The sequence below is a fragment of the Gordonia aichiensis genome (genome assembly GCF_039946255.1).
In the GTDB taxonomy this organism is placed as follows: domain Bacteria; phylum Actinomycetota; class Actinomycetes; order Mycobacteriales; family Mycobacteriaceae; genus Gordonia; species Gordonia aichiensis_A.
In genome coordinates this window covers 45675-68514 of record NZ_JBCDWL010000022.1, presented here as the reverse complement: position 1 = coordinate 68514, position 22840 = coordinate 45675, and the positions used below count along the sequence as shown (strand labels likewise).

The window sequence follows — 22840 nt, the reverse complement described above, 5'->3', positions numbered from 1 at the left end:
TGGATCACCGATGGTCCGTGACGTCTCCGTCGGAGGCGATCTCGGAGCGGGTCGTCCCCGCGCTCGAACGCACGAGTACCGATGCCGCGATCGGACGGTCGGGGGCAGACACTCGGACGACGACGTCTCCGTCGAGCGCGTGGTCGAGTGCGTCGGTCGCAGTCTGCTGGAGCACCGAGAGCACCGGAGGGCTCAGGTCTTCGGAGACGGACCGATCGCGGCCGGTCCGCGTGTCGTCGATCAACAGCACATCCACACCGCGCGTCCGGGCGTGATAGGCGGAGACGTCCAGGCCGAGCTGAGCCAGCAGCGGCGCCCGGATCTGGTCGCGCAGATGCGCCTCGAGCATGGCGCACGAGCGTCGCTCGTCATCGGTCAGGTCGCCGCCGACCGCGATGCGCTGCAGCATCGGTCGGGCCAAGGCGTTGAGGCGGTGGGCTTGCCGCCCGCGTTCTTCGGTGGCCGCGACCTCCGCGGAGGCGGAGGCGACGTGATCGAGCGTGCGTCGCCGTAGCGCGAACACTCGGCGGGCCGCCGGGCGCAGCGTCAGCGCGAACAACAGCGACATGATGATCGGAGCCGCATCGACTCCCACCAGCAGGCCCGCGGTCATCGGCGACAGGTTCCGCAGGTGCGCCCAGACCGCGGCGACGACGACCATCGCCGCCAGCCCCACCCAGGGCGCGATCAGACGTCCCCGAACGTTGAGGAAGCAGTACACCACGGTGCCGGCGCCGTGAATCCACGTGAACAGCAACGATGCCGACGGGATCGCCGGCGTTCCGGCCAGGACCAGTGCGCATCCGAGCGGTCCCGCGGCTGTCAACAGCAGGGTCGTTCCGTGGGGGAGCGGGTCGCCGTCGATCAGGACCACCCCCAGGGCGGCGGCGATGAACACGAGCAGTCCGCCGAACAGCAGGACCGGGTCGGTGACGACGTGGATCTGGCTGACCGCGACCACGATCATCGAGAGCAGATAGGCCCCGACCACCGGCAGGGACCGTGGTGCCCGCATGCCGAGGAGGTCGCGAACGTCTTCGCGGGGGGACGGCGGCGCGAGCCCGGATCGCGGTGTCGAATCGCTCATCCGACCCATCGCAACTCGATTCGGGTTCCTGCAGCGGGCGCCGAGACGATCGTGCACTCGCCGCCGTCGAGTCGGTGCATGCGGCCTCGGATGCTGATCGCGATGCCGAAGCGGGTCGGTGGAACCGCAGTCGGGTCGAACCCGACCCCGTCGTCGGCGATGACGACGGTGAGTCGCCGGGCCTCGGCCCGGATCTGCACCCGGATCGACGCGCCGGGGCCGGCATGGCGGGTGCTGTTCCGCACGGCTTCCGCGGTGGCAGCGGTGAAGGTCCCGATCACCTGCCCCGGATACGCGCCGGCGCCGGGACCGACGTCGGTCCCGGCGATGACGTCCGGGTTGGCCGTCGACGCCGCGGCGCAGATCTGCGCGACGGCCGACGGCAGGTCGAGGGTGGTTTCGGGTTCGCCGGTCTGGGCGTGATCGATCGCCCGGACCGCGCCTTGCGCATGTCCGGCCAGCTCGGCGGAGGGGCCGTACCGGGATGCCATGAGAAGGGTCGCCATCACATTGTCATGGGTGAGTGCGTCGAACCGGGCTCGCTCCCGACCGCGGGCGGCGACGGCGGCGGCGCGGGCGCTGGCCGCGTACTCCTGCTCGCGGGACTCGTCGAGCACCTGCGCGGTGGCGGCCACCATCGCTCCGGCGGCGACGAAGACGAGTGAGAAGCCGATCGCCCACGCAGTGCCGGGAATGAATGCGTCACCGAGCTCGCGAGGGCGGATGGCGTGATTGATCGCGGTGCATCCGGTCGCGAACACCCCGAGCGTGACAAAGGCGTACCGTGCCCGGAAGGCGAGGGTGGATCCGAGCGCTGCGACGCCGAAGAACATCGAGAACCAGATTCCGGTCGTGGTTTTCACCTCCTCGCCGGACCAGGCGAACCACCAGGTGGACAGGGTGAGGGCGTAGCCGACGACGGCGCACAGGGCCAGCGTCCGGATGCGTCGGGCCGTACGGGCTCGAGCCCCCAGAATGCCGAGTCCGAATCCGGGCAGGAACACCGCCAGTGGTGCGGACACGCTCCACCACGGGGCCATCACCGTCGCGGATTCGATGATCGCGGGAAGCGCGACCAGGAAGTAGGCGGCGTATCCGGTGGTCACGAACACCGAGGCCAGCCGGAGCAGCGTCAACCCGGACGCGCCGTCGAGACGGGTGTCGGTCCTCAGGCCCGGCGTCGGCGCCGCGGTATCGGCAACCATCCGTCCTCGATTGCGCGCTTGTAGAGGTCGATCTTCGTCGGTGCAGCTCGGCCCGCGGAACGGTAGCGATCACGGATCCGGTTGACGTAGTCGGTGACCGTATCGCTGGAGATGCCGAGCTCGTGCGCGACGCGGATCTGCGACTCACCCGCGGCATACAGCTGCAGCACCCGCCGCTGCTGCGGTGACAGGTCCACGAACTGATGGTCGGAGTCGATCGCCGACGCCCAGTCGACGCCGGCGACGGTGTCTCCGGTGAGCGCGACGCGGATGGCGGCCAGCAGATCCGGTTCCCGGGCGTTCTTCCGGACCACGCCCAGGGTGCCTGCGGTCGCGGCCTCCCTGATCAGATACATCTCGTCTCCCGAGGTGTAGACGAGCGTCGGTATGCCCTTGTCGCTCAGCACTCCGATGTTGTCTCGGGGAGTGCTGTCGTCGTCGAGGCGCAGGTCGAGGAGGACCAGGCTCAGATCGGCCGTCGATGCGAGCAGGTCGGGGAGGGTGGCGGCGCCGCCGGCGAAGGTCATGTCCGGCTGTTCGACCAGCGTCGCTCGGAGTCCCCGGACGATCTGTTCATGGTCGTCGACCACCCCGATTCGTGCCCCCGAGTGAGCCATGGTCATGGCTCGAATCATCCACGATGACACGTTTGCGCAGGAAGGATTCCGTCGGACGAGGATCGGGTGCCGATCGAAAGGTGCTGCTCGGTGCTCATGCGGCCCGGATAGTGCGTGCGAACAGACGACGGGTTCGTGCTGCGGGGACCGACGGGATCAGCGCGCCGACCCGGGCACGATCTCGGTGCCGCGCAGATCGGTGTCGCGCAGATCGGTGTCGTCGAAGCGGTGACGGGACGATCGGCCGCGGGCGTTCCGGCGTCGTCCATTCGAGTGCCCCGAGAACTCGCGGCGCCGAATCGAGCGCCACGATGAAACGCGCTTTCGCCGGGTTCTGGCCGAATTCTATGGTCGGGGGGAATGTCGAATCACGGCATCGAACACAGCGAGAGCAGGGAGTTGACGATGAATGCATCCGATTCCGGAGGCCGCCCCCGCAGCGGACTGTTGATCGTCGAGCTGTGGACCGGGGCGGCCCGATTGCTGGCCCGAACCTGGCCGCTGCAGGCGGTCGCGTATCTCATCGCCCTGGTCAGTTCGGCGGTGGTCATCTTGATCTTCGGAGCGATGATCGGTGCAGTCGGCGAGTCGGTGGGGAGCACCGACGAGGGGATCGTTGTGCTGTTGGTCACCCTCCTGGTGATGTGGACGGCGGTGCACGCGGCCGCAGCGCCGTATCTCGGGGTGACGGCCGCGGTCACCGACGACATGACTCGGGGCAGGACCGTCTCCTGGTCGCGAGTGGTGGCCGACGTGCTGCCGAAGATCGGCGCGCTCGTGGTCTATCTGCTCGTCCAGGCCGTGGCCGTTGCTGCGCTCTCGTGGCTCATTCTGCTGATCGGCATCGCGGCAGGGACCGCGGAAACAGTGATCGTGGCGATGGTGGTGGGAGTGCCTGCCGGCGTGGTCATGGTGATCCTGTTCGACTTGGGGCCGTGGGTCATCGTCTGCGAGGGCCGCTCGGCGCCGAGGGCGATCAGACGCTCCTTCCAACTGGCCGGCAGGAGCTTCTGGCGGATCGTCGGACTGCACCTGGCCTGGATGGTCGTCGTCGGCCCGCTCCTGATCATCGGCGATTCGGTCGGCGGATTCGGTCAGTTCGTCCTGTTCGCCTTCTTGATCGCGGTGGTCGTACCCTTCTTCTTCTCGTTTCTCGGGGTCCTTTACGGCGATCTGCGTGCGCAGGAGGAGGGGAGCAGGCTCAGCATCGACTTCCCTCAGCCGGTGCTGAAGGCGACCGATGCAGCCGTCGCATTCGGTCGGACGACATCCTGAACGGGCTCGGGCCGGCTCACGCCGCCAACGCCGGCCGACTCGGTGCCAGCACCGTGGCGGTGACGCCGAGGTCCCGCAGGTCGCGCGGCAGCTCGCCTCGATCGGCGAGCGCCGCGCCGGCCCGCGCCAGCGCCGGCGCCATCTGGATCCCGTAGCCGCCCTGGCCTGCGAACCAGAACAGGCCGTCGACGGCCGGGTCCGGGCCGACCACCGGTGTCCGATCGGCGGTGAAACTGCGCAGTCCGGCCCACGATGTCGCGACGCTGCGCACCTGCAGGAGCGTCGCCTCATTGAGGCGGTCGATGGCCCGGGCGATCTCGAGGTCGTCGGGACGCGCGTCCGACGGCGGCTGCAGGGTCTCCTCGGCAGGCGAGCACAGGAAGCCCGCACCGTCGGGCTTGAAGTAGAAGTCCTCACTGGCCGACATCGTCATCGTCCGACGGGCCGTTGCGGAGCCGGCGGGCATGACGCTGGGGCCGGACACCATGAAAGCGGTGCGGCGCAGCGGCCGGATGCCGATCGGCGCGGCGCCGAACAGCCGTGCGACCTCGTCGCACCAGGCGCCGGCCGCGTTGACGACGGTGCGGGCGCGCACTTCATCGCCCCGGCGGTCGCGCAGGACCCACGCCGAACGGTCCCGGTGCGCCGCGACGATGCCGGCCGACTTCAACACGGCACCGCCGCGCCGACGCAGACCTCTCAGATAGCCCTGGTGGAGGCCGTGGACGTCGAGTTCGAGCGAACCGAAGTCGACCATCGCCAGGTCGGTGTAGCCGGGCCGCAGCAGGGGGTTGAGGGCCTCGGCGTCGGCGCCGTCGATCAGTTCGATCGTCGTGTCCGCGGCGGCGACCGGGCCGCTCCGGCCGCCGACCGTCCGGTAGAGATCTCGCAGGGTCGGCGCCTCGTCCTCGGTGGCGACGATCAGCAACGGCAGGTCGGAGACGAGCGGGGCGTCGACGAAGTCCGGCGGTGACACGAAGAAGCCGCGGCCGGCATGCGTGAGCGCACGGACGGTCGCGTTGCCGTAGCTCTCCAGGAAGGTCGCGGCCGAGCGGCCGGTGGTGTGGTAGGCGAGGGTCGACTCTCGTTCGACGACCGCGACCGAATGGTTCTCGGCCAACTCGTACGCGATCGAGACTCCGGCGATGCCGCCGCCGATGACGATGATGTCGTAGTCGGTGGTCGGTAGTGCAGCACTGTCCATGGGGTTTCCTTCGGCAGGACGCAACGGTGTGAGAACGCGGTCGGTGAGACGGCTCTCACATTCCAGGGTAGGGGCGTCAGGCGAGTCGGCGTCTTGGCGGAACCGACAATCGGACGACCGCCACTATGTGACGCAGGACAAACTGATCAGTCGGTCTCGCGGATGCCGGCGAGGCGGTCGATCAGCGGGAGCGTCCGATACGGGATGGCCTCGTGCATCACCACGGACACGGTGGTCCGCTCCACGCCGGGAACGGCCAGGATGTGGCCGGCGATGCGATAGAGGTCGTCGGCGTCGGCGGCGACGACCAACAGCTGCAGGTCGGCGATGCCTGAGATGCCGACCGCCTCCAGGACCTCGGGGATGCCGTCGAGGGCGCCGACCACCTGCTCGAGTCGGTGCTGGTCGACGACGACGGCGACGTACGCGCGAAGGGGATAGCCCAGGTCGCGGGGCTGGACGCGGCGATCGAACGGGGCGAGGACCTCCTCGGTGTCCCAGCGGCCCATCCGAGCCTGGACGGTGTTGCGCGCCATGTCGACCAGGCCGGCGAGTTGGACGCCGGTGGCGCGGGGGAACTCGCAGAGGGCGCGGAGGATGCGGGCGTCGGTGCGGTCGAGTCTGGACATACAGCACAGTATGCCGCGCATGAGACGCTCTTTGATGGGCAATGTGATCAAGTTCGGACGATGACCTTGTGCAGTCTGCGTTCTGTTGAGACGGTTGCCACAAGGGTAGAGGGCGTGCGATCCACGCCGACATCCGCAAAGGAGGCAGTCGTGTCCGACATCGACGAAATCGTCCAGCTCGTCACCATCACCGGCGAGCGCCACATTCACCCCGACTTCTCAACCTACGGCGACGACCTCGACCTGGCCGACATCCGGAGGCTGTACGAGGACATGGTCGTGGTCCGCCGCATCGACGCCGAGGCCACCGCGCTGCAGCGGCAGGGACAACTCGGCCTGTGGGCGCCGCTGCTGGGGCAGGAGGCCGCGCAGATCGGCTCGGCACGCGCCCTGGAGGCAGACGACTTCGTCTTCCCCAGCTACCGGGAGCACGGCGTCGCCTACTGCCGCGGCGTGGAGCTGGCCGAACTCATGCCCTTCTGGCGCGGCACGTCGCTGTCGGGCTGGGACCCGAACCGCTACAACATGGCCACCCCGGCGATCATCATCGGCGCCCAGACCCTGCACGCCGCCGGATACGGGATGGGCATCAACCTCGACGGCGGCAGCAGCGCGGTCATCACCTACTTCGGCGACGGCGCCACCAGCCAGGGCGATGTGGCCGAGGCGATGGGCTTCGCCGCGAGCTTCGCCGCGCCGGTCGTCTTCTTCTGCCAGAACAACCAGTGGGCGATCTCCGAGCCCGTCACGCTGCAGACCAAGGCGCAGATCGCACACCGCGGACGCGGCTACGGCATGCCGACGGTCCGTGTCGACGGGAACGACGTCCTCGCGGTCCTCGCCGTGACCCGCGCCGCCCTGGAACTGGCGCGCGAGGGCGGTGGCCCCACCCTGATCGAAGCGGTCACCTACCGTCGCGGCCCGCACACCACGTCCGACGACCCGACCCGCTACCGCACCGCAGACGACGACGCGGAGTGGATCCGCCGCGATCCCATCGAACGGATCCGGCTCCTGCTCGAATCGGCGGGCGCACTGTCCGCCGAGGACGCGAAGGCGATCGGCGACCACGCGGATGCCGCGGCGGCCGAACTGCGTCGCGGGTGCTTGGCACTGGCCGATCCGCCCGCGCTGTCGCTGTTCGACAACGTCTATGCGGACCCGCACCCGCTGATCGAGAGCGAGCGCCGCGAATACGCCGCGTACCTCGAGACCCTGGCGAACTGATGAACGCCGGCCCGCTCGCCACCCCGGCGCAGCCTCGGGTTCCGCTGGGCAAAGCGGTCACCGCCGGCCTGCGGAAGGCAATGGCCGACGACCCGAAGGTGATCCTGATGGGCGAGGACATCGGCAAGCTCGGCGGTGTCTTCCGGATCACGGACGGCCTCCAGGCGGAGTTCGGCGCCGACCGCGTCATCGACACCCCGCTCGCCGAATCGGGGATCATCGGCTCCGCGGTCGGCCTGGCCTTCCGTGGCTATCGCCCGGTGTGCGAGATCCAGTTCGACGGCTTCATCTATCCGGCCTTCGACCAGATCGTCTCGCAGGTCGCGAAGCTGCACTACCGCACGGCCGGCAACGTGAAGATGCCGATCACGATCCGCGTTCCCTTCGGCGGCGGGATCGGCGCCGTCGAGCACCATTCGGAGTCGCCCGAGGGCTACTTCGCCGCGACCGCCGGACTGCGGGTGGTGACCTGCAGCAACTCGGCGGACGCGTACACCATGATCCAGCAGGCGATCGCATCGGACGATCCGGTGCTGTTCTTCGAGCCCAAGCGGCGGTACTGGGAGAAGGGCGAAGCGGACTATGCGGCGCTCGACGCCGCCGATCGCTATCCGTTGCACAAGGCGCGGGTCGTGCGCGAGGGAACAGACCTGACGTTGGTGGTCTACGGCCCGCTCGTCACCACCGGCTTGCAGGCGGCGAAGGTCGCGGCGGAGGAGGGAAGGTCGATCGAGGTGGTCGACCTGCGCTCCATCTCGCCGCTCGACATCGACACCGTCGCCGAGTCGGTGCGAAAGACGGGCCGGCTGGTGATCGCCCACGAGGCGCCGGTGTTCATGGGGGTGGGCGCCGAGGTCGCGGCGCGCGTGATGACCGAGTGCTTCTACCACCTCGAAGCGCCGATTCAGCGGGTCGGCGGCTTCGCGATGCCGTATCCGCCGGCGAAGCTCGAACAGCACTTCCTGCCCGACGTCGACCGGATCCTGGACGCCGTCGACCGCTCGATGCAGCCCTGAGCCGACCGGTGAACCCCGCGCCACCGGAGAAGGAGCAACCCGCAATGTCCGCCATCGCGACTTTCGCCCTCCCCGATCTGGGGGAGGGGCTCACCGACGCCGAACTGGTCCGATGGGAGGTGGCGGTCGGGGACGTCATCGAGTTGAACCAGGTGATCGCCGAAGTCGAGACCGCCAAGGCATCGGTGGAACTGCCGTCCCCGTACGCGGGCACGGTGGTGCGGCTGCACGCGGCGGAGGGCGACACCGTCGACGTCGGCAGCCCCTTCATCGACGTGGAAGTCGAGGTGGGTGCGAGCGACCAGCAGCCGCCCGAATCCGAGCCGGCGGCGGTGCGGACCCCGACCGAGGATCGGGCGGACACCGATTCCGGTCCGGACCAGGACGCCGCCGAGGGAAGCGGACGCACACCGGTCCTGGTCGGCTACGGCGTCGCCGAGGAGACGGTCAGTCGGCGTCGCAAGGTCGGCGCCGACGACTCCTCACCGCGGCGCGACGCCGCGGAGCAGGCGCCGGCGGGTCGGCCGCTGGCCTCGCCGCCGGTGCGGAAGGCGGCGCGTGAGGCCGACGTCGATCTCGCCGACGTACCCGCGACCGGGCTGCACGGCGAGGTGACACGCGCAGACCTCGAGCGGTTCCTCGTCGCCGACACCACTGAAACCGAAACGACCGCCGACGAGACCGCCGCCGACGAACCGTCGATCGCCGCCGGTGAGGTCCGCACTCCGATCCGCGGCGTCCGCAAGCACACCGCCGAGGCGATGGTGCGCAGCGCCTTCACCGCGCCGCACGTGACCGAGTTCGTCGACGTGGACGTCACGGCGACCATGGAGCTGGTGGCGCGCCTGGGCGCGCACCGGCAGTTCGACGGCGTCCGACTCACCCCGCTCGCCGTCGTCGCGAAGGCGCTGCTGGCCGCCCTGCGGACCAACCCGTCACTCAACTCGAGCTGGGACGAACAAGCGCAGGAGATCGTCACCAAGCACTACGTCAACCTGGGGATCGCGGCGGCCACCCCGCGCGGGCTGCTGGTGCCCAACATCAAGAATGCCCAGGCCATGAGCCTGCGCGATCTCGCGGTGGCGCTGGCCGACCTCACCGCCGTCGCCAAGGAGGGCAAGACCGCGCCTGCCGACCTGTTGGGCGGCACCATCAGCATCACCAACATCGGGGTCTTCGGCATCGACTCGGGGACCCCCATCATCAACCCCGACGAGGCCGCGATCCTCTGCTTCGGCGCGGTACGTCGCCGGCCGTGGGAATGGGAGGGCGAGATCGCTCTGCGCCAGGTCACCACGCTGAGCCTGTCGTTCGACCACCGCCTGGTCGACGGTGAGCAGGGGTCGACCTTCCTCGCGGCCGTCGCCGACATGCTCGCCGATCCGCTGTCGTTGATCGCACTCGGGTGAGCCGGCCTCAGAGTCTGCGCGCGACGAAGTCTGCGGCCTGGTCGGTCATGCCGTTGACCGAGTACAGCAGGTGCAGCGGGTTGGGTATGTCGATGGGTGCGCCGTTGCAGATGGTGTCGCCCGTGACGCAGTAGCGGACCGTCTTGCCCCGGTACGCCGCCTGCGCCTCGAGCGGCGGCACACCGGCCTGGCGAAGGAAGCGCGCCGACGGCGGCCCGAACTCGACGACCGCGGCCACGTGCGGAGCGATCTCGGCGGGCAGCGGGTCGGGCAGGTAGCGGCGGTACTGCTGGTACTTCTGCGGCAGGTCGTAGCCCGCGTTGATCGTGTACGCGATCAACGCGGCGCCCTGCGAGTAGCCGCCCAGCACGATCCGCGTGTCGGGGCAGTGCGCGGCGATGGACGTGACGCGCTGCTGGGCGGCGCGCATGCCCGCGACGAACGACTCGGCGAACGCGACGCGATGCTCGAAGTCGGCGCTGGCGGCATAGGCGACGGCCTCGACGCGGACCGACTGGCGGGGCAGCCGGTTGCGGACGGAGTTGCCGAAGGCGATACCGGTGATGCCGAGCGGAGGCGCCTGCTCGGCGGTGCCGCGGGCGAACAGGACGTGGACGTCCGCGCAGGCCGGTGCGGCCCCGGCCGGGGCCGGGGTCGTCGTCCCGCCGACGGCCAGGCCGGCGAGGGAGATCAGCAGGGCGGACGCGGCGGCGGCGATGCGGCGCATGGCCTCAGCCGGCCTGGACGGGATGGACGTTCAGTCGTGCCAGCAGATCGTTGTCGATCGCTGTCAGCTCGTTGTCGATGGCGCGCTGGGCGTTCTTCCGCTGCTGCGGGGGCATGGTGTCGGCGGCGTCGGCGGCGACCTGAAGGTTGTCCAGGCGGGTCGTCATCGCGGTGACGAAGGTCTGGCCCTCGGCAGAGGTCTCGAGTCCGCGGACCTCCTCTGCGGTGATCCGCGCGGCGGCGATCCGGGCGCGAAGCGGCGCGCTGGGGCCGCCGAACTGGGTCAGCAGCGCGGGCGAGACGCCGGCGCGGCGGGCCGCGAGCGCGGTGACCTGGCTGCGGGCGCCGACCGCGGCCCGGTAGGCGATCGGCACGACGACGGGTGCGGCCATCCGGGCGACGGCGAGGTAGCGCTTCATCTTGGCGGGGGTAAGGAAGGCGGCCGCGGCGTCGGCCTTGGCCTGCTCGGCGATCGTCTTGGCTTCGGCGGCGGCGACCTTCTGCTGCGCCTTCCCGGTGGCCTTGACGGTCTTGCGGTCCTGCTTCTGTGCGCGCTTGTGGAACTTGTGCTCATCCTTGAGCTGCTTCTTGGCCGCCTTGCGGCTGGCTCGAGATTCGGCCTCGGCCTGCACTTTCGCCCGAGTGCGGATCGCCTTCTCCTCGGCTTTGCGGATCTTGGCGTCGACCTTGCGCTGGGTCCGATTCGACCCCAGGGATGAGAGCAGTCCCATGACGACCTTCCCGTCGGATACCCGACTCCTTCGATCAGATGTCTCAAGCTTTGCATAGTCTCAGTGGGTAATGAACAACGCGGCCCCGTGGCCGTGTTGCCGTCGGAGAAGGAAAGTCGAGGCCGGTCATCGTGGGATCTGCGATTCTGGGAGCGCGGAACCTCACCGGGTGCGAGCACCGTCTGGCGCTCGACTTCGCACCGCGCGACCAAGTGGCCGGGGGACCGGAGACGGCCGAGGCCAACCGCCGGATCGAAGCGGCTCAGGCGCATCGCCGGGAGGTCCTCGAGCTGATCGGCCGCCTGCAGAGCGGCCGACCGGCGGGCACCGTGACGATGGTGGACGAGGCCGACCACCGCAGCCGCGTCGCCGCGACGACCGCTGCGATGGATGCGGGCGCGGAGTGGATCCTGCAGGCCACGCTGCCGACCGACGTCGAGCACGGCCGCCGCGGGCACGCCGAGGCGCTGGTTCGGGTCGGGAACGGCTACCTGCCGATCATCGTCGTCAATCACCGGGTCACCACGGCGGTCGCCGAACCCCGCGAGGGGCAGCCGCAGGTCCAGACGAGCCCGCTGTTCGGGTGGCATCCCGAGCCGGACCGGACCCGGGCGTGTCGCAGCCAGCGCCGAGACGTGATGCGCCTGTCGCAGCTGGCCGCCATGCTCGATGCACTCGGGCGCCTGCATGCACCGCGCGCGGAGTCGGTCGGCGGGCTCATCGGACTCGATGCGGACTGCATCGTCGCGGTGCCCCTCGGTGAGGTGGCCGACGAGTACGACGAGACGCTGGTCCGGCGGCGGGCGATCGCCGCAGGCGAGGTCGTCACCGAACCCCGGCGGGTCAGCGAATGTCGCAGCTGCCACTGGTGGCCGCGCTGCGAGGCCGAGCTGATCGCCAAGCGCGATGTGAGTCTGGTGGTCGGGGGAAATCAGGGGCAGGTGCTGCGCGAGATCGGCGTCACCAGCATCGATCAACTCGCCGAATACCGGGGAGCACCGCCCGCGGACTGGTCCGGTGCGGTTCGTTTCACCGACACGGTGGTCTCGGCGAAGTCCTGGGTGCGCGACATCCCGCTGGTCCGGCGTCGCGATCGGCCGCGGGTGCAGCGGGCCGACGTCGAGGTCGACGTCGACATGGAGAGCTTCTCCGAACGCGGCGCATACATGTGGGGGACGCTGCTGACCGACAACACCGACGCGACGCGGCCCGTGGTCTACCGGCCCTTCGTGACCTGGCAGCCGCTGCCCTCCCGCGACGAGGGTCGTTCGTTCGCCGCGTTCTGGGCCTGGCTCATGACCGAACGGAACGCTGCGCACGGCGCCGGAAAGTCGTTCGCGGCGTATTGCTATTCGCAGCACGCCGAGAACCGCTGGCTGCGCGGCAGTGCCGACCGGTTCGCCGATCTGCCGGGCATTCCGTCCCGGCGCGTGGTCGACACGTTCATCGCATCGGCGGAGTGGGTCGACGTCTTCGAGGCCGTCGGCGACAACTTCGTGTGCCCGAAAGGCAAGGGACTCAAGCGAATCGCACCGGTCGCCGGGTTCAATTGGCGCGACGACGAGGCGGGCGGCGAGGCGTCGATGGAATGGTATGCGGCCGCTGTCGGACTCGACGGCGCCCCGCGCGACGAGAGCCAACGCGAGCGTCTGCTCCAGTACAACGAGGACGACGTCCGCGCCACCAAGGTGCTGCGCGAGTGGATCTCGTCGGACGAGGTGCTGTCGCTGCCGCTGGCCGACGACCTGCTGGCCGAGAACGCGGTCGGAGTCTCGGAGACTGACTCGACCGGGATCGTCGCCCGCTAGCCGTTCACCGGTCGTGCCGTCGCCGGCGGGCTGCCGACCTCGCTGACGGCATGGCCGCTGCACGCGATCTTGGTTGCGCTCGCGCGGTCGATGCCGGAGATGCGAAACCACCGCATCGCGTCGCGCAGTCGGCACCATCCGACCAGATACCACCGGCCGCTCGCGGACGCGAACATCACCGGTTCGACGTCGCGCGTCGTCCGTTCCCCGGAGCCCGCGGTGTACCGGATTCGTACGACGCGTTGCTCGGCCATCGCTTCCTCCAGCGCCGACCTGATCGTGTGCGCGAGCGGAACGGGCGCGTCGACCCAGATGCGCCCGGCCAGTGCGTCGGCTCGGGCTCGGGTCTGCGGATCGAGGACGTCCATGATCTTCCGGACACCTGCCAGGGCGAGGTCGGCGTAGGGCGCATCCGCGGCCGCCGAGACCGCCGCGAGCAGCGCCACCGCCTGAACCGGAGACAGGCTGACCGGCGGGAGGGCGCCTCGGGCGACCATCCCGTAACCGCCTCCGGGCCCCGGGCGCGACCAGATCGGGGCGCCGCTGTGCTCGAGCGCGGTGAGATCTCTCTTGATCGTCCGGACGGACACGCCGAACTCTGCGGCGAGTCGTTCGGCGGTGGATCCGCGCGGCCCACTGCGTCGGAGCATCTCGGACAGGGCGAGGAGCCGTTCGGCTCGCCTCATAGCGCGCGCCCTGGGAAATTCATGTCAGAAATAGTGACACACCGTTGTCCGGGCGGCTTGGGAGGATCAGGCCGTGACGACGAATACGAAGAATCCGACCATCATCCTGATCGCGGGCTACTGGCTGGGGGCGTGGGCGTGGGACGAGGTGTGCGGGCACCTGACAGCCGCCGGCGGGCGAACCCTGCCGCTGACGTTGCCGGGCCTCGACGCGAGCGATCCGCGGCGCGCCTCCCGGACTCTCGACGATCAGGTCGCCGCCGTCGAACAGGCGATCGCCGAGGTCTCCGCGGCCGGCGCGGACTCGGTGGTGATCGTTGCCCACAGCGGAGCCAATGCGCCGGTGAGTCTCGTGCTCGATCGAGATCCCGGTCGCGTGAGCCGCATCGTGTGGGTCGACAGCGGACCGGTCACGTCCGGCACCGCCTTCGCTCCGGACGCGCCCGCCGAGCTGGTCGAGCTGCCGCTGCCGCCGTTCGACGAGCTCGCTGAGCATGCCTCGATCGACGGCTTGACCGCAGAGATGCTCGAGCGCTTCCGGGAGCGAGCCGTCCCGGAACCCGGCCCGGTGGTGCGTCAGCGCGTGGAACTCACCGACGAGGCGCGGTGGGCGGTTCCGACGACACTGGTGTGCACGTCCATCTCGAGCGCGCAGATCAGGGAACTGGCCGACGGGGGCCACCCGTTGTTCGCCGAGGTGGCGAATCTGTCAGATGTCGAGCTCATCGACCTTCCGACCGGGCATTGGCCGATGTGGAGCCGCCCCGACGCCCTGGCCGGGATCATCGCCGATGCGGCGTCGTCGTCGATGGAATGAGCCCGATCGGGCCGAGGAGGGCTGACCGCCGCGGGCCGGCCCTCCTCGGTTTCGGCGGCACGCTCCGGGGCGTGGCCGTCTCTCGTGATCGGCTACCGCGGCGCCATGCGGAGCGCGCCATCCATGCGGATGGTCTCGCCGTTGAGGTAGTCGTGCGAGACGATGAACGCCGCGAGATCGGCGTACTCGGTCGGTTCGCCCAGGCGCTGCGGGAAGGGGATGCCCGCCTCGAGGGTCTTCTTGAACTCGTCGGTGACGCCGGCGAGCATCGGCGTGTTGATGGTGCCGGGCGCGATGGTGCAGACGCGGACGCCTGCGCGAGCGAGGTCGCGGGCCGCCGAGATCGTCATCGCGTGGACGGCGCCCTTGGAGGCGGTGTAGGCGATCTGTCCGATCTGGCCTTCGAAGGCGGCGACCGACGCGGTGTTGATGATGACGCCGCGGGCGCCGTCGTCGGTGGCGGCCGACTCGTGCTGCATCCGGTTCGCGGCCAGGCGCATCACGTTGAAGGTGCCGACGAGGTTGATGTCGATGACCTTGCGGAACAGGTCGAGATCGTGCGGGCCCTCCTTGCCGAGGATGCGTGAGGCCCAGCCGACGCCCGCGCAGTTGACCGCCACGCGCAGCGGCAGGCCCGACTCCACGACGGTGTCGACGACGGCCTGGACCTCGTCTTCGCTGGTGACGTCGGCGGCGATCAGCTGCACGTTCGCGACGGCTTCGGCCTTCTCGATCGACTGCGGCAGATCGATGCCGAAGACGGTCGCGCCCTCGGCTGCGAAACGCTTGGCGGTGGCGGCGCCCAGGCCGGAGGCTGCGCCGGTGACAATGACGGCGGAACCGGTGACGTCCATATGCGAATTCCTTTCAAGCAGGTGCGGCCCGCGGGCGCACCACGATGCGGATCGATCGGATGGATCCCGAGCGTTCGCTCGGCAACGCTTCCGTAATAGTACCCGCAGCGCTCTCTCAGTACAGTTCGCGAAGTCGTTCCCGGTCGGCGTCGCCCGATGCCGCGGCCTGCTGCCGCTGCCTGCGCCGGTGGGTCGCCCGAATCCAGGCGGTTCCGCCCGCGGTGATCACCACCGCCGCCGCAACGGTGATCACCGACGTGCTGGGCGAGGCGCTCGACAAGCCCTCCACCAGCAGCCACGCCGCAAATCCGAAGAACAGCACCGCGGCACCCACCGCGATGCTGCGCTCAGGCAGATGCCTGCCCAGCACGCGGCCGACGGCGATGGCCAGCGCGTCGGCGGCGACCATGCCGATCGTCGAACCGATCCAGACGCCCACCCAGTTGTGGTTGGTCGACAGGGTGATGGTGGCGAGCATCGTCTTGTCGCCGAGCTCGGCGAGCATGAACGAACTCATGACCGCGAAGAACACCGACCGTCCCACGCGGCCGGCCCGGGCCGACTCGTCGTCGTCGAGTTCGTCGCCGCGCAGCGTCCACAGGCCGAAGACCAGCATGGAGAGCCCGGCGAGGATCGCCATCAGGTCGGTCGGAATCGACAGGCCGAGGAAGTGGCCGAAGAAGACCGAGGCGGCGTGAACCAGCGTGGTGGCGGCGAGGATCGCACTCAACACCACCCACCAGCGGTAGCGAAGTGCGTAGGTCATGGCCATGAGCTGCGACTTATCGCCCAGCTCGGCGACGAAGATGATGCCCGCACTCAGCATCAAAGCGGTGAACATATCGTCAGGTTAGGGCGGCCTTCTTCCCGCATGCAACAGCTCCAAGGCTCGGAAAATACCTGGTCGGAGGGCCAAACCGAGTACTTCGGACAGCCGAATCCGGCGGCGTCCGGGACCCGGCGGATCGGAGTGCGGACGGGCGACCGGGCACAATGGTCGGGTGGTCAGCAAAGCAATCGACGTCGCGCCGACGCCGACGGGACGCCTGCGGTCGCGCGAGATCGCGGCGATCGCGATCTTCAGCGGTCTGACGGTGGTCCCGGCCGTCATCGTCTCGGTGGTTCCGCTCGCGGCGGCACTCGGCTTCATGACGCCGGTGCCGATCGCGCTGCTCGCCGCACGCACCAGGCTGCGGGCGGTGGCCGCGGCGGTCGTCACGACCGTCGCCGTCACCTTCGTGGTCGCCGGCCTGGGCCCGGCGTTCGCGGTACTGGTCTCGGCGGTCATGGGCGGGCTGGTCGGCGAGGTGCACCGCCGCGGCGGGCGAGCCGTCGCGATGGTCGTGGCGTCGGTGCTGGCGGCGCCGGTCCTGGCCGGCGCCTCGGTGGCGCTGATGTGGGTGCTGGTGCCGCTGCGGAAGCTGGCCCTGGAAGTCCTCGACAACGTGCTCACCGGAATCGCCAAGACGGCGCGCGCGGTCAGACTCGACGCCGTCGCCGGCGCGATGGAGTCGCTGTCGCGCAATGTCGTCGACAACTGGTGGCTGTGGATGTGGATCCCCGGGATCGTCGGCACCCTCATCACCCTGCTGCTCGCGGGCTGGCTGCTGGGCAAGGTGCTCGACCGCCTCGACGAAGTCCCGCTGGAGGACACCCTCGAACTCGCCGGGATCGCCGACGGCGAGCGCCCGGTCGGGCCGCTGCCGCTGCGGATGGCCGGAGTCGGTTACACCTACCCGGGCACCGAACGCGAAGTGCTCCACGGCATCGACCTGACGTTGATCAGCGGCGAGTTCGTCGCGATCGTCGGCGCGAACGGCTCGGGCAAGTCGACCCTGTCGAAGCTGCTGTCGGGCGTCGATCCGACCATCGGCATCGTCGACCGACCGGGGGCGCCGGGATTGGGCAGGCAGGGCGGCACGGCGCTGGTGCTGCAACGACCCGAGGCCCAGATGCTCGGCGCGCGCGTGGCCGACGATCTGGTCTGGGGCCTGCCGGTCGGCAGCGAGGTCGACGTCGACGGGCTGCTCGCCGAGGTCGGGCTCGCCGGTCTCGGCGACCGCGAGACCACCGACCTGTCGGGCGGACAGCAGCAGCGGCTGGCGGTGGCCGCCGCCCTCGCGCGCGACCCGCAACTGCTCATCGCCGACGAGGTGACCTCGATGGTCGACCCGGCCGGCCGGGCCGAACTCATCGCGATCCTCGCCGAACTGCCGCGCAGGCGGGCCATCACCGTCGTGCTCATCACGCACCGCGACTCGGAGGCCCGCGCCGCCGACCGCGTGATCCATCTCGAATCGGGGCGGATCGTCGAACACCACCCCGAGTGGATGCGGCCGGAGTCGGTGGCGCCGCTGCTGCCGCAACAGGCCGACGACGCCGGCGAGCCGCTGCTGGTGGTGCGCGACCTCGCACACACCTACCTGCCGGGATCGCCGTGGGAGGTCAGCGGCCTGAAGTCGGTGAACCTGCGGGTCAACGCCGGTGACGGCGTCTTGATCGTCGGCGGCAACGGCTCGGGGAAGTCGACCCTGGCGTGGATTCTCGCCGGCCTGATCAAGCCGACCGGCGGCAGTGTGCTGCTGCACGGGGAACCCGTCTCCGAGCACATCGGCGACGTCGGCCTCGGCTTCCAGCACGCGCGGCTCCAACTCCAGAAGACGACCGTCGCCGACGAGATCATGGCGGTCGGCGGGATCGAGGTGGGCACGGCCGAGGTGGGTCGCGTCCTCGACCTGGTCACCCTGCCGCGGGAGATCGCCGCGCGCCGGGTCGACGCGTTGTCGGGTGGGCAGATGCGCCGCGTGGTCCTGGCCTCGCTCATCGCCTCGGGGCCGGAACTGCTGGTGCTCGACGAGCCGCTGGCCGGACTCGATCCGCAGGCGCGCGAAGAGGTCCTCGCGGTGCTGGCGGGACTGCGAGAGAAGGGCGCGACGATCATCATCATCTCCCACGACCTGGAAGCGCTCGACCGCGTCTGCAACCGCCGGATCGAACTGGTCGACGGTGTGCTGGAAGGCGGTCTGTGATGCAGATTCCGATGCTGCGCGAGATACCCGGCGACTCGCCCGTCCACCGACTGTGGGCGGGCAGCAAGCTCATCATCATCTTCGTGCTCGGCCTGATGACCTGGGTGCTGCCGTCGTGGCCGGGCCTGGGGTTCGTCGCCCTGTGCCTGATCGCCTTCGTCCTGATCGCCCGCATTCCGATGGGCGCGCTGCCGCGTCCGCCGTGGTGGTTCTGGGCGCTGATGGCGGCGACGGTGGTCTGGTCGTGGATCGCGCGCGGCAGCGACGGCGGCATCACCGCCCTGCGTGGCGTGCTGCTGGGGCTGCTGGTGGTGGCGATGTCGGTGCTGGTGATCTGGACGACGCCGATGGCCGAACTGGCCCCGGCGCTGGCCCGGCTGATGGCGCCGCTGCGGATCCTGCGCCTGCCGGTCGACGAGTGGGCGGTGACGGTCGCGCTGGCGCTGCGCGGTCTGCCGCTGCTGGTCGACGAGATCCGGTTGCTCTGGGCCGCCCATCGACTGCGCCCGCGGTCGAGCGCCGACTCCGGGCATCCGTCGGCGGAACTGTCAGTGCTCGACATCATCGTCGCGGCGATGTCGTCGGCCATGCGGCGCAGCTCGGAGATGGCCGAGGCGATCACTGCGCGGGGCGGCACGGGCCGGCTCACCGCCTACCCGTCACGTCCGGGCCGGGTGGATGCGCTCGTCCTGTCGGTCTTCGCGGTGGCGTGCGCCGGCGCGATCACCGTCAGCGTGATCTACCTCTGAGACAAGGGCGCGAACGGCCGGTCACCGCCACGGTCGCGGTGGATACTCGGGGTGCATGGGCGGCGCCGAACCGGATCCGCCGCGCCGGGCTCCCGGGTCCGATCACCCGACATCGCCGTCACACCGGAGGACCGACATCATGACCGCCTACACCTATTACACCGCGTCGACGATCGACGGCTTCCTGGCCGACCCGAACGACTCCCTCGACTGGCTGCTGAGTCAGCCGATCGACGACGACGGCCCGTTCTCCATCGCCGAGCTGATGGCCGGAACCGGGACGATCGCGATGGGCGCGACCACCTACGAATGGCTCGTCGAGCACACCGCGGGCGAACCGTGGAGCTACCCCGAGCAGCAGACCTTCGTCTTCACCCACCGGGATCTGGCGCCGGTGCACCCGACCGTCACCCGGCTCGCCGGACCGCCGGCCGAGCACCGAGCACGCTTGGAGGATGCGGCCGGCGACCGCGGGGTGTGGGTGGTCGGCGGCGGCGGGCTCGCCGCGCAGTTCGCGGCGGCGGGGATGCTCGACGAGATGATCGTCTCGTACGCTCCGGTGACCCTCGGCTCGGGCCGCCCGCTGTTCACCGAACCGTTCGACTTCGAACTGCTCGACACCGCCCGCAACCGGGCCTTCGCGATCGCCCGGTACCGCGTCGCGGGTGCGCGGAAGGCGGCTCCGTCGCAGCGGTGACCCGCAGAAGAACACAGGGTGACCCGCAGAAGAACACAGGGCCCGGCACCTTCCGGTGCCGGGCCCTGTGCTGTGGAGCCGCCGTCGTGCAGGCTCTCGTCGATGCCTGTCAGGCGGGGACGATCAGGCCCGCGCCCTGGGTGCGGGCACGGTCGAAGCGCTCGCCCGCGTCGGCCCAGTTGACGATGTTCCACCAGGCCTTGACGTACTCCGGCTTGACGTTCTGGTAGTCGAGGTAGAAGGCGTGCTCCCACATGTCGAGCATGACGACCGGGATCAGGGCGGCGGAGGTGTTGCCGCTCTGATCGGTCAGCTGCTCGATGACCAGACGCTGGCCGATGGTGTCCCAGCCGAGGATGGCCCAGCCGCTGCCCTGCAGGGTGGTGGCGGCCGCGGTGAAGTGCGCCTGGAACTTGTCGAAGCTGCCGAAGTCGTTGGCGATGGCGTCGGCCAGATCGCCCACCGGCTTGTCGCCGCCGTTGGGCGACAGGTTCTTCCAGAAGATGGAGTGGTTGGTGTGTCCACCGAGGTGGAACGACAGGTTGGCCGACAGTCCGAAGACCTTTCCGGCGATGGTGCCGTCTTCGCGAGCCTCGGCGAGCTTCTCGAGCGCGGTGTTCGCGCCGTTCACGTATGCCGCGTGGTGCTTGCTGTGGTGGAGCTCCATGATCTTGCCGGAGATGTGGGGCTCCAGGGCGCCGTAGTCGTAGTCCAGCTCAGGCAAGGTGTATTCAGCCACGATGGTCCTCTCTAGGGAAAAGGGTGAAAGATCCGTACCGGGTCCAGTTTCTACATTTCCGTAGACCGGCACGCTTTGCAACAAGTCGGCCCGCCGAGCGCGCGCCCGGCGGTCACAGCAGGGCGATCAGGACGATCGCGGCAAGGATGACGCCGATCGTCAGCGAGGTGATCAGGCACTGCGTTCCGATGCGTGAAGTCTCGGTGCGTGAGGTCTGGGTGCCTGAGGTCTGGGTGCGCGTGGTCTGGGTGTGCGTGTTGAACCCCGCGCGCCCGGCGGACATGTCGTTGATCGACGTTTCGGACCGCCCGATCATCGTCGCCTCCCCGGTCGCCCCCGCTCTCCCGTGAGCTGCCTCACAGTCGAGATCCTGGTGGCTGAGCCTACGTCCTTTCTCCGTCGGCGACAACCCGGTGCGGCGACGTAGTGTGGACACATGAGCCTCTTCGATCGGATCCTGGCCGCCGCCGACGTCAAGCGGGTCATGGTCTCTCCCGACGACGCCCTCGCCGGCAGGCCGACTCCGATGCCCGTCCGCGACGAGCACCGGGTGCTGGGGTATCGGCTGCGCGGGGACTCGGATGCGGCGGGGGAGTACCCGCCCGCCGGGATCGGCGCGTGGGACGACGGGCTGCGCGCGGTGATCTTCGCCGGCGGCTGCTTCTGGGGTTTCGAAGAGATCTTCTGGCAGGTGCCGGGCGTGTACACCACCGCGGTCGGATATGCGGGCGGCTACACGCCCAACCCGACCTACGAGGAGGTGTGCACCGCGCGGACCGGTCACGCCGAGGCGGTCCTGGTGGTCTACGACCCGGCTACGGTGAGCTTCGCCGAGCTGCTGGAGATCTTCTACACCTCGCATGATCCCACCCAGGAGATGCGGCAGGGCAACGACATCGGCACCCAGTACCGATCGGCGGTTTTCACCTTCGACGAGGCCGAGGCCGATCGCGCGGCTGACGCGGCGCGAGCCTTCGAACCGGTTCTGGCCGAGGCGGGCTACGGTCCGGTGACGAGCCAGATCTCGCTCATGTCGCAGGCGGGCGACGGAGTCTTCTACTACGCCGAGGACTACCACCAGCAGTACCTGTTCACGAACCCGAACGGTTACCGCTGCCACGCGCCCACCGGGCTGAAGTTCCCGGCCGTCTGACCCCGGCCGTCTGACCTCGGCCGTCTGACCGCGGCCGGGCGGCGCGGGCTGCTCAGACGCCGGGCCGCTCAGACGCCGGTGCGCGGATTGCGCGCGGTGATGTAGTAGACCCGTCCGCAGGGATCGGCCATCTGGACCGACTGCGGAGTGCGCTCCACCACGACTGCGCCCCAGTCCTCGTGGCGGGTGACCTCGTCGACCAGATCGGTCGCTGCGATCGCGATGTGGGCGCTGGCCAGTTCGTCGTCGGTCCGCAGGATCACCACCTGCAGCGAGAGTCGGGGACTGTGGTTCAGCGCCACCTCGGACAGTTCCGCGGTGTCGACCGGGTCCTTCTCGATCAGGGTCGCCCAGAAGGTCACCTCGCGGTCGAACTCGGGCGCGGGTACCTGAAAACGGAGCTGGTCGATGACGCTGATGCCACCGCCCGGCCATCGGATGGGGCGGGCGCGCACCTCCTCGCCGGTCCACGGCACCAGGCAGAACACGCCGCCCGCCGGCGAGTGCATCGTCACCAATCCGGCGGGCGTGTCCGGTCGGCGGACCGCGCCGAGGAGTTCGGCCTCGTGCGCGGCCTGCGCCGGATCGTCGACGTGCAGATCCAGGTGCATTCCGCCGGGACCGTCGGCCACCCGCTGCACGCGGAGGTACGGGTCGCCGTGAAAGGGCTCCAGCGTGGCGAACTCGTTGAAGGCGCCGCGCGGCGGGGAGACGGTGCTGCCGGAGATGGCGCGCCAGAAGGTCACCTCGGATCCGAATTCGGAGGCGGGGAAGTCGAAGTAGGCGGTGAGCCAACGCACGTGCACGCGGTCGAGTGTAGGCGGTCGCAGGCCCGGCGAAGAGCAACTCGCAAGTAGTACTTGAGGGTTTGATCCACCGAGTTGTCCCCATGTTGTCCACAGTGGGCTGGGGATCGATTCGGCGGCTTTTCTGTGAAGAACTCGTGGCCGAGCTATGACAATTCGGTCGATCGGGGGGTTTTTTTGAGACGCAAGCCACAGAAAGTTGCATCGCGGCCTCCCGCTATCCACAAATCCACAGCTTCGTCCACAAGGTGGGCTGCGCCTGTGGGTGAGTGTGGATGAACGGATTCACACCTCCTTGTGGATAGAAATATGTACATATGCATAACGGGGCGATGGTGTAACCGGACCCGGTGCTGTGCTAGCGCGGAAACCCTTC

General features: G+C 69.5%; 23 protein-coding genes. 10 read left to right on the top strand and 13 right to left on the bottom strand.

The window, feature by feature from the left end; all coding sequences use genetic code 11:
* Positions 1–4 precede the first annotated feature (4 nt).
* From AAFO60_RS18935 to AAFO60_RS18925, 3 genes are read right to left on the bottom strand one after another with little or no spacing between them, the layout of a single operon-like run.
* Positions 5–1087 (bottom strand): hypothetical protein, encoded by a 1083-nt coding sequence (locus AAFO60_RS18935; RefSeq protein ID WP_347957796.1) that lies wholly within the window; start codon positions 1085–1087, stop codon positions 5–7.
* Positions 1084–2292 (bottom strand): sensor histidine kinase, encoded by a 1209-nt coding sequence (locus AAFO60_RS18930; RefSeq protein ID WP_347957795.1) that lies wholly within the window; start codon positions 2290–2292, stop codon positions 1084–1086. The genes AAFO60_RS18935 and AAFO60_RS18930 overlap by 4 nt, the downstream gene beginning before the upstream one ends.
* Positions 2256–2915, bottom strand: coding sequence for a LuxR C-terminal-related transcriptional regulator (locus AAFO60_RS18925; protein WP_347957794.1), 660 nt, complete (start codon positions 2913–2915; stop codon positions 2256–2258). Before AAFO60_RS18925 ends, AAFO60_RS18930 begins: the two co-directional genes overlap by 37 nt.
* 399 nt (positions 2916–3314) lie before the next feature.
* On the opposite strand from AAFO60_RS18925, the gene AAFO60_RS18920 reads away from it, so the two are divergent.
* Positions 3315–4184 carry a hypothetical protein gene (locus AAFO60_RS18920; protein ID WP_347957793.1) on the top strand — a complete coding sequence of 290 codons (870 nt, stop codon included), beginning with the start codon at positions 3315–3317 and terminating at the stop codon, positions 4182–4184.
* A gap of 16 nt (positions 4185–4200) precedes the next feature.
* Here AAFO60_RS18920 and AAFO60_RS18915 read toward each other — a convergent pair whose 3' ends face one another.
* Together AAFO60_RS18915 and AAFO60_RS18910 are read right to left on the bottom strand one after the other, a co-directional pair.
* Positions 4201–5388 (bottom strand): NAD(P)/FAD-dependent oxidoreductase, encoded by a 1188-nt coding sequence (locus AAFO60_RS18915; protein WP_347957792.1) that lies wholly within the window; start codon positions 5386–5388, stop codon positions 4201–4203.
* 146 nt (positions 5389–5534) lie between these two features.
* On the bottom strand, positions 5535–6017 hold the full coding sequence (locus tag AAFO60_RS18910; protein ID WP_347957791.1) for an Lrp/AsnC family transcriptional regulator: 483 nt from the start codon (positions 6015–6017) through the stop codon (positions 5535–5537).
* A 150-nt stretch (positions 6018–6167) separates the two neighbouring features.
* Here AAFO60_RS18910 and pdhA point away from each other — a divergent pair, with 150 nt between their 5' ends.
* From pdhA to AAFO60_RS18895, 3 genes are read left to right on the top strand one after another with little or no spacing between them, the layout of a single operon-like run.
* The gene (gene pdhA / locus AAFO60_RS18905) at positions 6168–7244 is read left to right on the top strand and encodes a pyruvate dehydrogenase (acetyl-transferring) E1 component subunit alpha (RefSeq protein ID WP_347957790.1); all 1077 of its coding nucleotides are present in this window, start codon (positions 6168–6170) and stop codon (positions 7242–7244) included.
* Positions 7244–8260, top strand: a complete 1017-nt coding sequence (locus tag AAFO60_RS18900) for an alpha-ketoacid dehydrogenase subunit beta (RefSeq protein WP_347957789.1) — start codon at positions 7244–7246, stop codon at positions 8258–8260. Before pdhA ends, AAFO60_RS18900 begins: the two co-directional genes overlap by 1 nt.
* Positions 8261–8304: 44 nt before the next feature.
* On the top strand, positions 8305–9669 hold the full coding sequence (locus AAFO60_RS18895) for a dihydrolipoamide acetyltransferase family protein (protein WP_347957788.1): 1365 nt from the start codon (positions 8305–8307) through the stop codon (positions 9667–9669).
* Positions 9670–9676: 7 nt separating this feature from the next.
* On the opposite strand, the gene AAFO60_RS18890 is transcribed toward AAFO60_RS18895, so the two are convergent.
* Complete coding sequence (locus AAFO60_RS18890; protein ID WP_347957787.1) at positions 9677–10396, bottom strand: cutinase family protein; 720 nt, start codon at positions 10394–10396, stop codon at positions 9677–9679.
* Positions 10397–10400: 4 nt separating this feature from the next.
* Complete coding sequence (locus AAFO60_RS18885) at positions 10401–11126, bottom strand: DUF6474 family protein (RefSeq protein ID WP_347957786.1); 726 nt, start codon at positions 11124–11126, stop codon at positions 10401–10403.
* A 131-nt stretch (positions 11127–11257) separates the two neighbouring features.
* On the opposite strand from AAFO60_RS18885, the gene AAFO60_RS18880 reads away from it, so the two are divergent.
* Complete coding sequence (locus tag AAFO60_RS18880) at positions 11258–12934, top strand: TM0106 family RecB-like putative nuclease (RefSeq protein ID WP_347957785.1); 1677 nt, start codon at positions 11258–11260, stop codon at positions 12932–12934.
* Here the strand turns inward: AAFO60_RS18880 and AAFO60_RS18875 are convergent.
* The gene (locus AAFO60_RS18875) at positions 12931–13620 is read right to left on the bottom strand and encodes a helix-turn-helix transcriptional regulator (protein ID WP_347957784.1); all 690 of its coding nucleotides are present in this window, start codon (positions 13618–13620) and stop codon (positions 12931–12933) included. The genes AAFO60_RS18880 and AAFO60_RS18875 overlap by 4 nt on opposite strands.
* 73 nt (positions 13621–13693) lie before the next feature.
* On the opposite strand from AAFO60_RS18875, the gene AAFO60_RS18870 reads away from it, so the two are divergent.
* Complete coding sequence (locus tag AAFO60_RS18870; RefSeq protein ID WP_347957783.1) at positions 13694–14437, top strand: alpha/beta fold hydrolase; 744 nt, start codon at positions 13694–13696, stop codon at positions 14435–14437.
* Between the two features lie 92 nt (positions 14438–14529).
* On the opposite strand, the gene AAFO60_RS18865 is transcribed toward AAFO60_RS18870, so the two are convergent.
* The gene (locus AAFO60_RS18865; RefSeq protein WP_347957782.1) at positions 14530–15291 is read right to left on the bottom strand and encodes an SDR family oxidoreductase; all 762 of its coding nucleotides are present in this window, start codon (positions 15289–15291) and stop codon (positions 14530–14532) included.
* A gap of 115 nt (positions 15292–15406) precedes the next feature.
* Positions 15407–16132, bottom strand: coding sequence for a TMEM165/GDT1 family protein (locus AAFO60_RS18860; RefSeq protein WP_347957781.1), 726 nt, complete (start codon positions 16130–16132; stop codon positions 15407–15409).
* A 160-nt stretch (positions 16133–16292) separates the two neighbouring features.
* Between AAFO60_RS18860 and AAFO60_RS18855 the strand changes: the two genes are divergently transcribed.
* From AAFO60_RS18855 to AAFO60_RS18845, 3 genes are all read left to right on the top strand, one after another.
* A complete protein-coding gene (locus AAFO60_RS18855) occupies positions 16293–18320 on the top strand; it encodes an ABC transporter ATP-binding protein (RefSeq protein ID WP_347957780.1) in 2028 nt (675 codons plus the stop codon).
* The gene (locus AAFO60_RS18850; RefSeq protein ID WP_347957779.1) at positions 18320–19069 is read left to right on the top strand and encodes an energy-coupling factor transporter transmembrane component T family protein; all 750 of its coding nucleotides are present in this window, start codon (positions 18320–18322) and stop codon (positions 19067–19069) included. The genes AAFO60_RS18855 and AAFO60_RS18850 overlap by 1 nt, the downstream gene beginning before the upstream one ends.
* Before the next feature lie 139 nt (positions 19070–19208).
* Positions 19209–19766, top strand: coding sequence for a dihydrofolate reductase family protein (locus tag AAFO60_RS18845; RefSeq protein WP_347957778.1), 558 nt, complete (start codon positions 19209–19211; stop codon positions 19764–19766).
* A 109-nt stretch (positions 19767–19875) separates the two neighbouring features.
* Here AAFO60_RS18845 and AAFO60_RS18840 read toward each other — a convergent pair whose 3' ends face one another.
* Positions 19876–20505, bottom strand: coding sequence for a superoxide dismutase (locus AAFO60_RS18840; protein ID WP_347957777.1), 630 nt, complete (start codon positions 20503–20505; stop codon positions 19876–19878).
* A gap of 112 nt (positions 20506–20617) precedes the next feature.
* A complete protein-coding gene (locus AAFO60_RS18835) occupies positions 20618–20821 on the bottom strand; it encodes a hypothetical protein (RefSeq protein WP_347957776.1) in 204 nt (67 codons plus the stop codon).
* 120 nt (positions 20822–20941) lie between these two features.
* Here AAFO60_RS18835 and msrA point away from each other — a divergent pair, with 120 nt between their 5' ends.
* Positions 20942–21658, top strand: coding sequence for a peptide-methionine (S)-S-oxide reductase MsrA (gene msrA / locus AAFO60_RS18830; protein WP_347957775.1), 717 nt, complete (start codon positions 20942–20944; stop codon positions 21656–21658).
* Positions 21659–21726: 68 nt separating this feature from the next.
* Here msrA and AAFO60_RS18825 read toward each other — a convergent pair whose 3' ends face one another.
* Positions 21727–22464 (bottom strand): VOC family protein, encoded by a 738-nt coding sequence (locus AAFO60_RS18825; RefSeq protein ID WP_347957774.1) that lies wholly within the window; start codon positions 22462–22464, stop codon positions 21727–21729.
* Between the last annotated feature and the right edge of the window lie 376 nt (positions 22465–22840).

Bases quoted from the DNA above. Each gene is read 5' to 3' on its own strand.
- AAFO60_RS18935 (WP_347957796.1), bottom strand. From the start codon at position 1,087: ATGAGCGATTCGACACCGCGATCCGGGCTCGCGCCGCCGTCCCCCCGC.
- AAFO60_RS18930 (WP_347957795.1), bottom strand. From the start codon at position 2,292: ATGGTTGCCGATACCGCGGCGCCGACGCCGGGCCTGAGGACCGACACC.
- AAFO60_RS18925 (WP_347957794.1), bottom strand. From the start codon at position 2,915: ATGACCATGGCTCACTCGGGGGCACGAATCGGGGTGGTCGACGACCAT.
- AAFO60_RS18920 (WP_347957793.1), top strand. From the start codon at position 3,315: ATGAATGCATCCGATTCCGGAGGCCGCCCCCGCAGCGGACTGTTGATC.
- AAFO60_RS18915 (WP_347957792.1), bottom strand. From the start codon at position 5,388: ATGGACAGTGCTGCACTACCGACCACCGACTACGACATCATCGTCATC.
- AAFO60_RS18910 (WP_347957791.1), bottom strand. From the start codon at position 6,017: ATGTCCAGACTCGACCGCACCGACGCCCGCATCCTCCGCGCCCTCTGC.
- AAFO60_RS18900 (WP_347957789.1), top strand. From the start codon at position 7,244: ATGAACGCCGGCCCGCTCGCCACCCCGGCGCAGCCTCGGGTTCCGCTG.
- AAFO60_RS18895 (WP_347957788.1), top strand. From the start codon at position 8,305: ATGTCCGCCATCGCGACTTTCGCCCTCCCCGATCTGGGGGAGGGGCTC.
- AAFO60_RS18890 (WP_347957787.1), bottom strand. From the start codon at position 10,396: ATGCGCCGCATCGCCGCCGCCGCGTCCGCCCTGCTGATCTCCCTCGCC.
- AAFO60_RS18885 (WP_347957786.1), bottom strand. From the start codon at position 11,126: ATGGGACTGCTCTCATCCCTGGGGTCGAATCGGACCCAGCGCAAGGTC.
- AAFO60_RS18875 (WP_347957784.1), bottom strand. From the start codon at position 13,620: ATGAGGCGAGCCGAACGGCTCCTCGCCCTGTCCGAGATGCTCCGACGC.
- AAFO60_RS18865 (WP_347957782.1), bottom strand. From the start codon at position 15,291: ATGGACGTCACCGGTTCCGCCGTCATTGTCACCGGCGCAGCCTCCGGC.
- AAFO60_RS18860 (WP_347957781.1), bottom strand. From the start codon at position 16,132: ATGTTCACCGCTTTGATGCTGAGTGCGGGCATCATCTTCGTCGCCGAG.
- AAFO60_RS18850 (WP_347957779.1), top strand. From the start codon at position 18,320: ATGCAGATTCCGATGCTGCGCGAGATACCCGGCGACTCGCCCGTCCAC.
- AAFO60_RS18845 (WP_347957778.1), top strand. From the start codon at position 19,209: ATGACCGCCTACACCTATTACACCGCGTCGACGATCGACGGCTTCCTG.
- AAFO60_RS18835 (WP_347957776.1), bottom strand. From the start codon at position 20,821: ATGATCGGGCGGTCCGAAACGTCGATCAACGACATGTCCGCCGGGCGC.
- msrA (WP_347957775.1), top strand. From the start codon at position 20,942: ATGAGCCTCTTCGATCGGATCCTGGCCGCCGCCGACGTCAAGCGGGTC.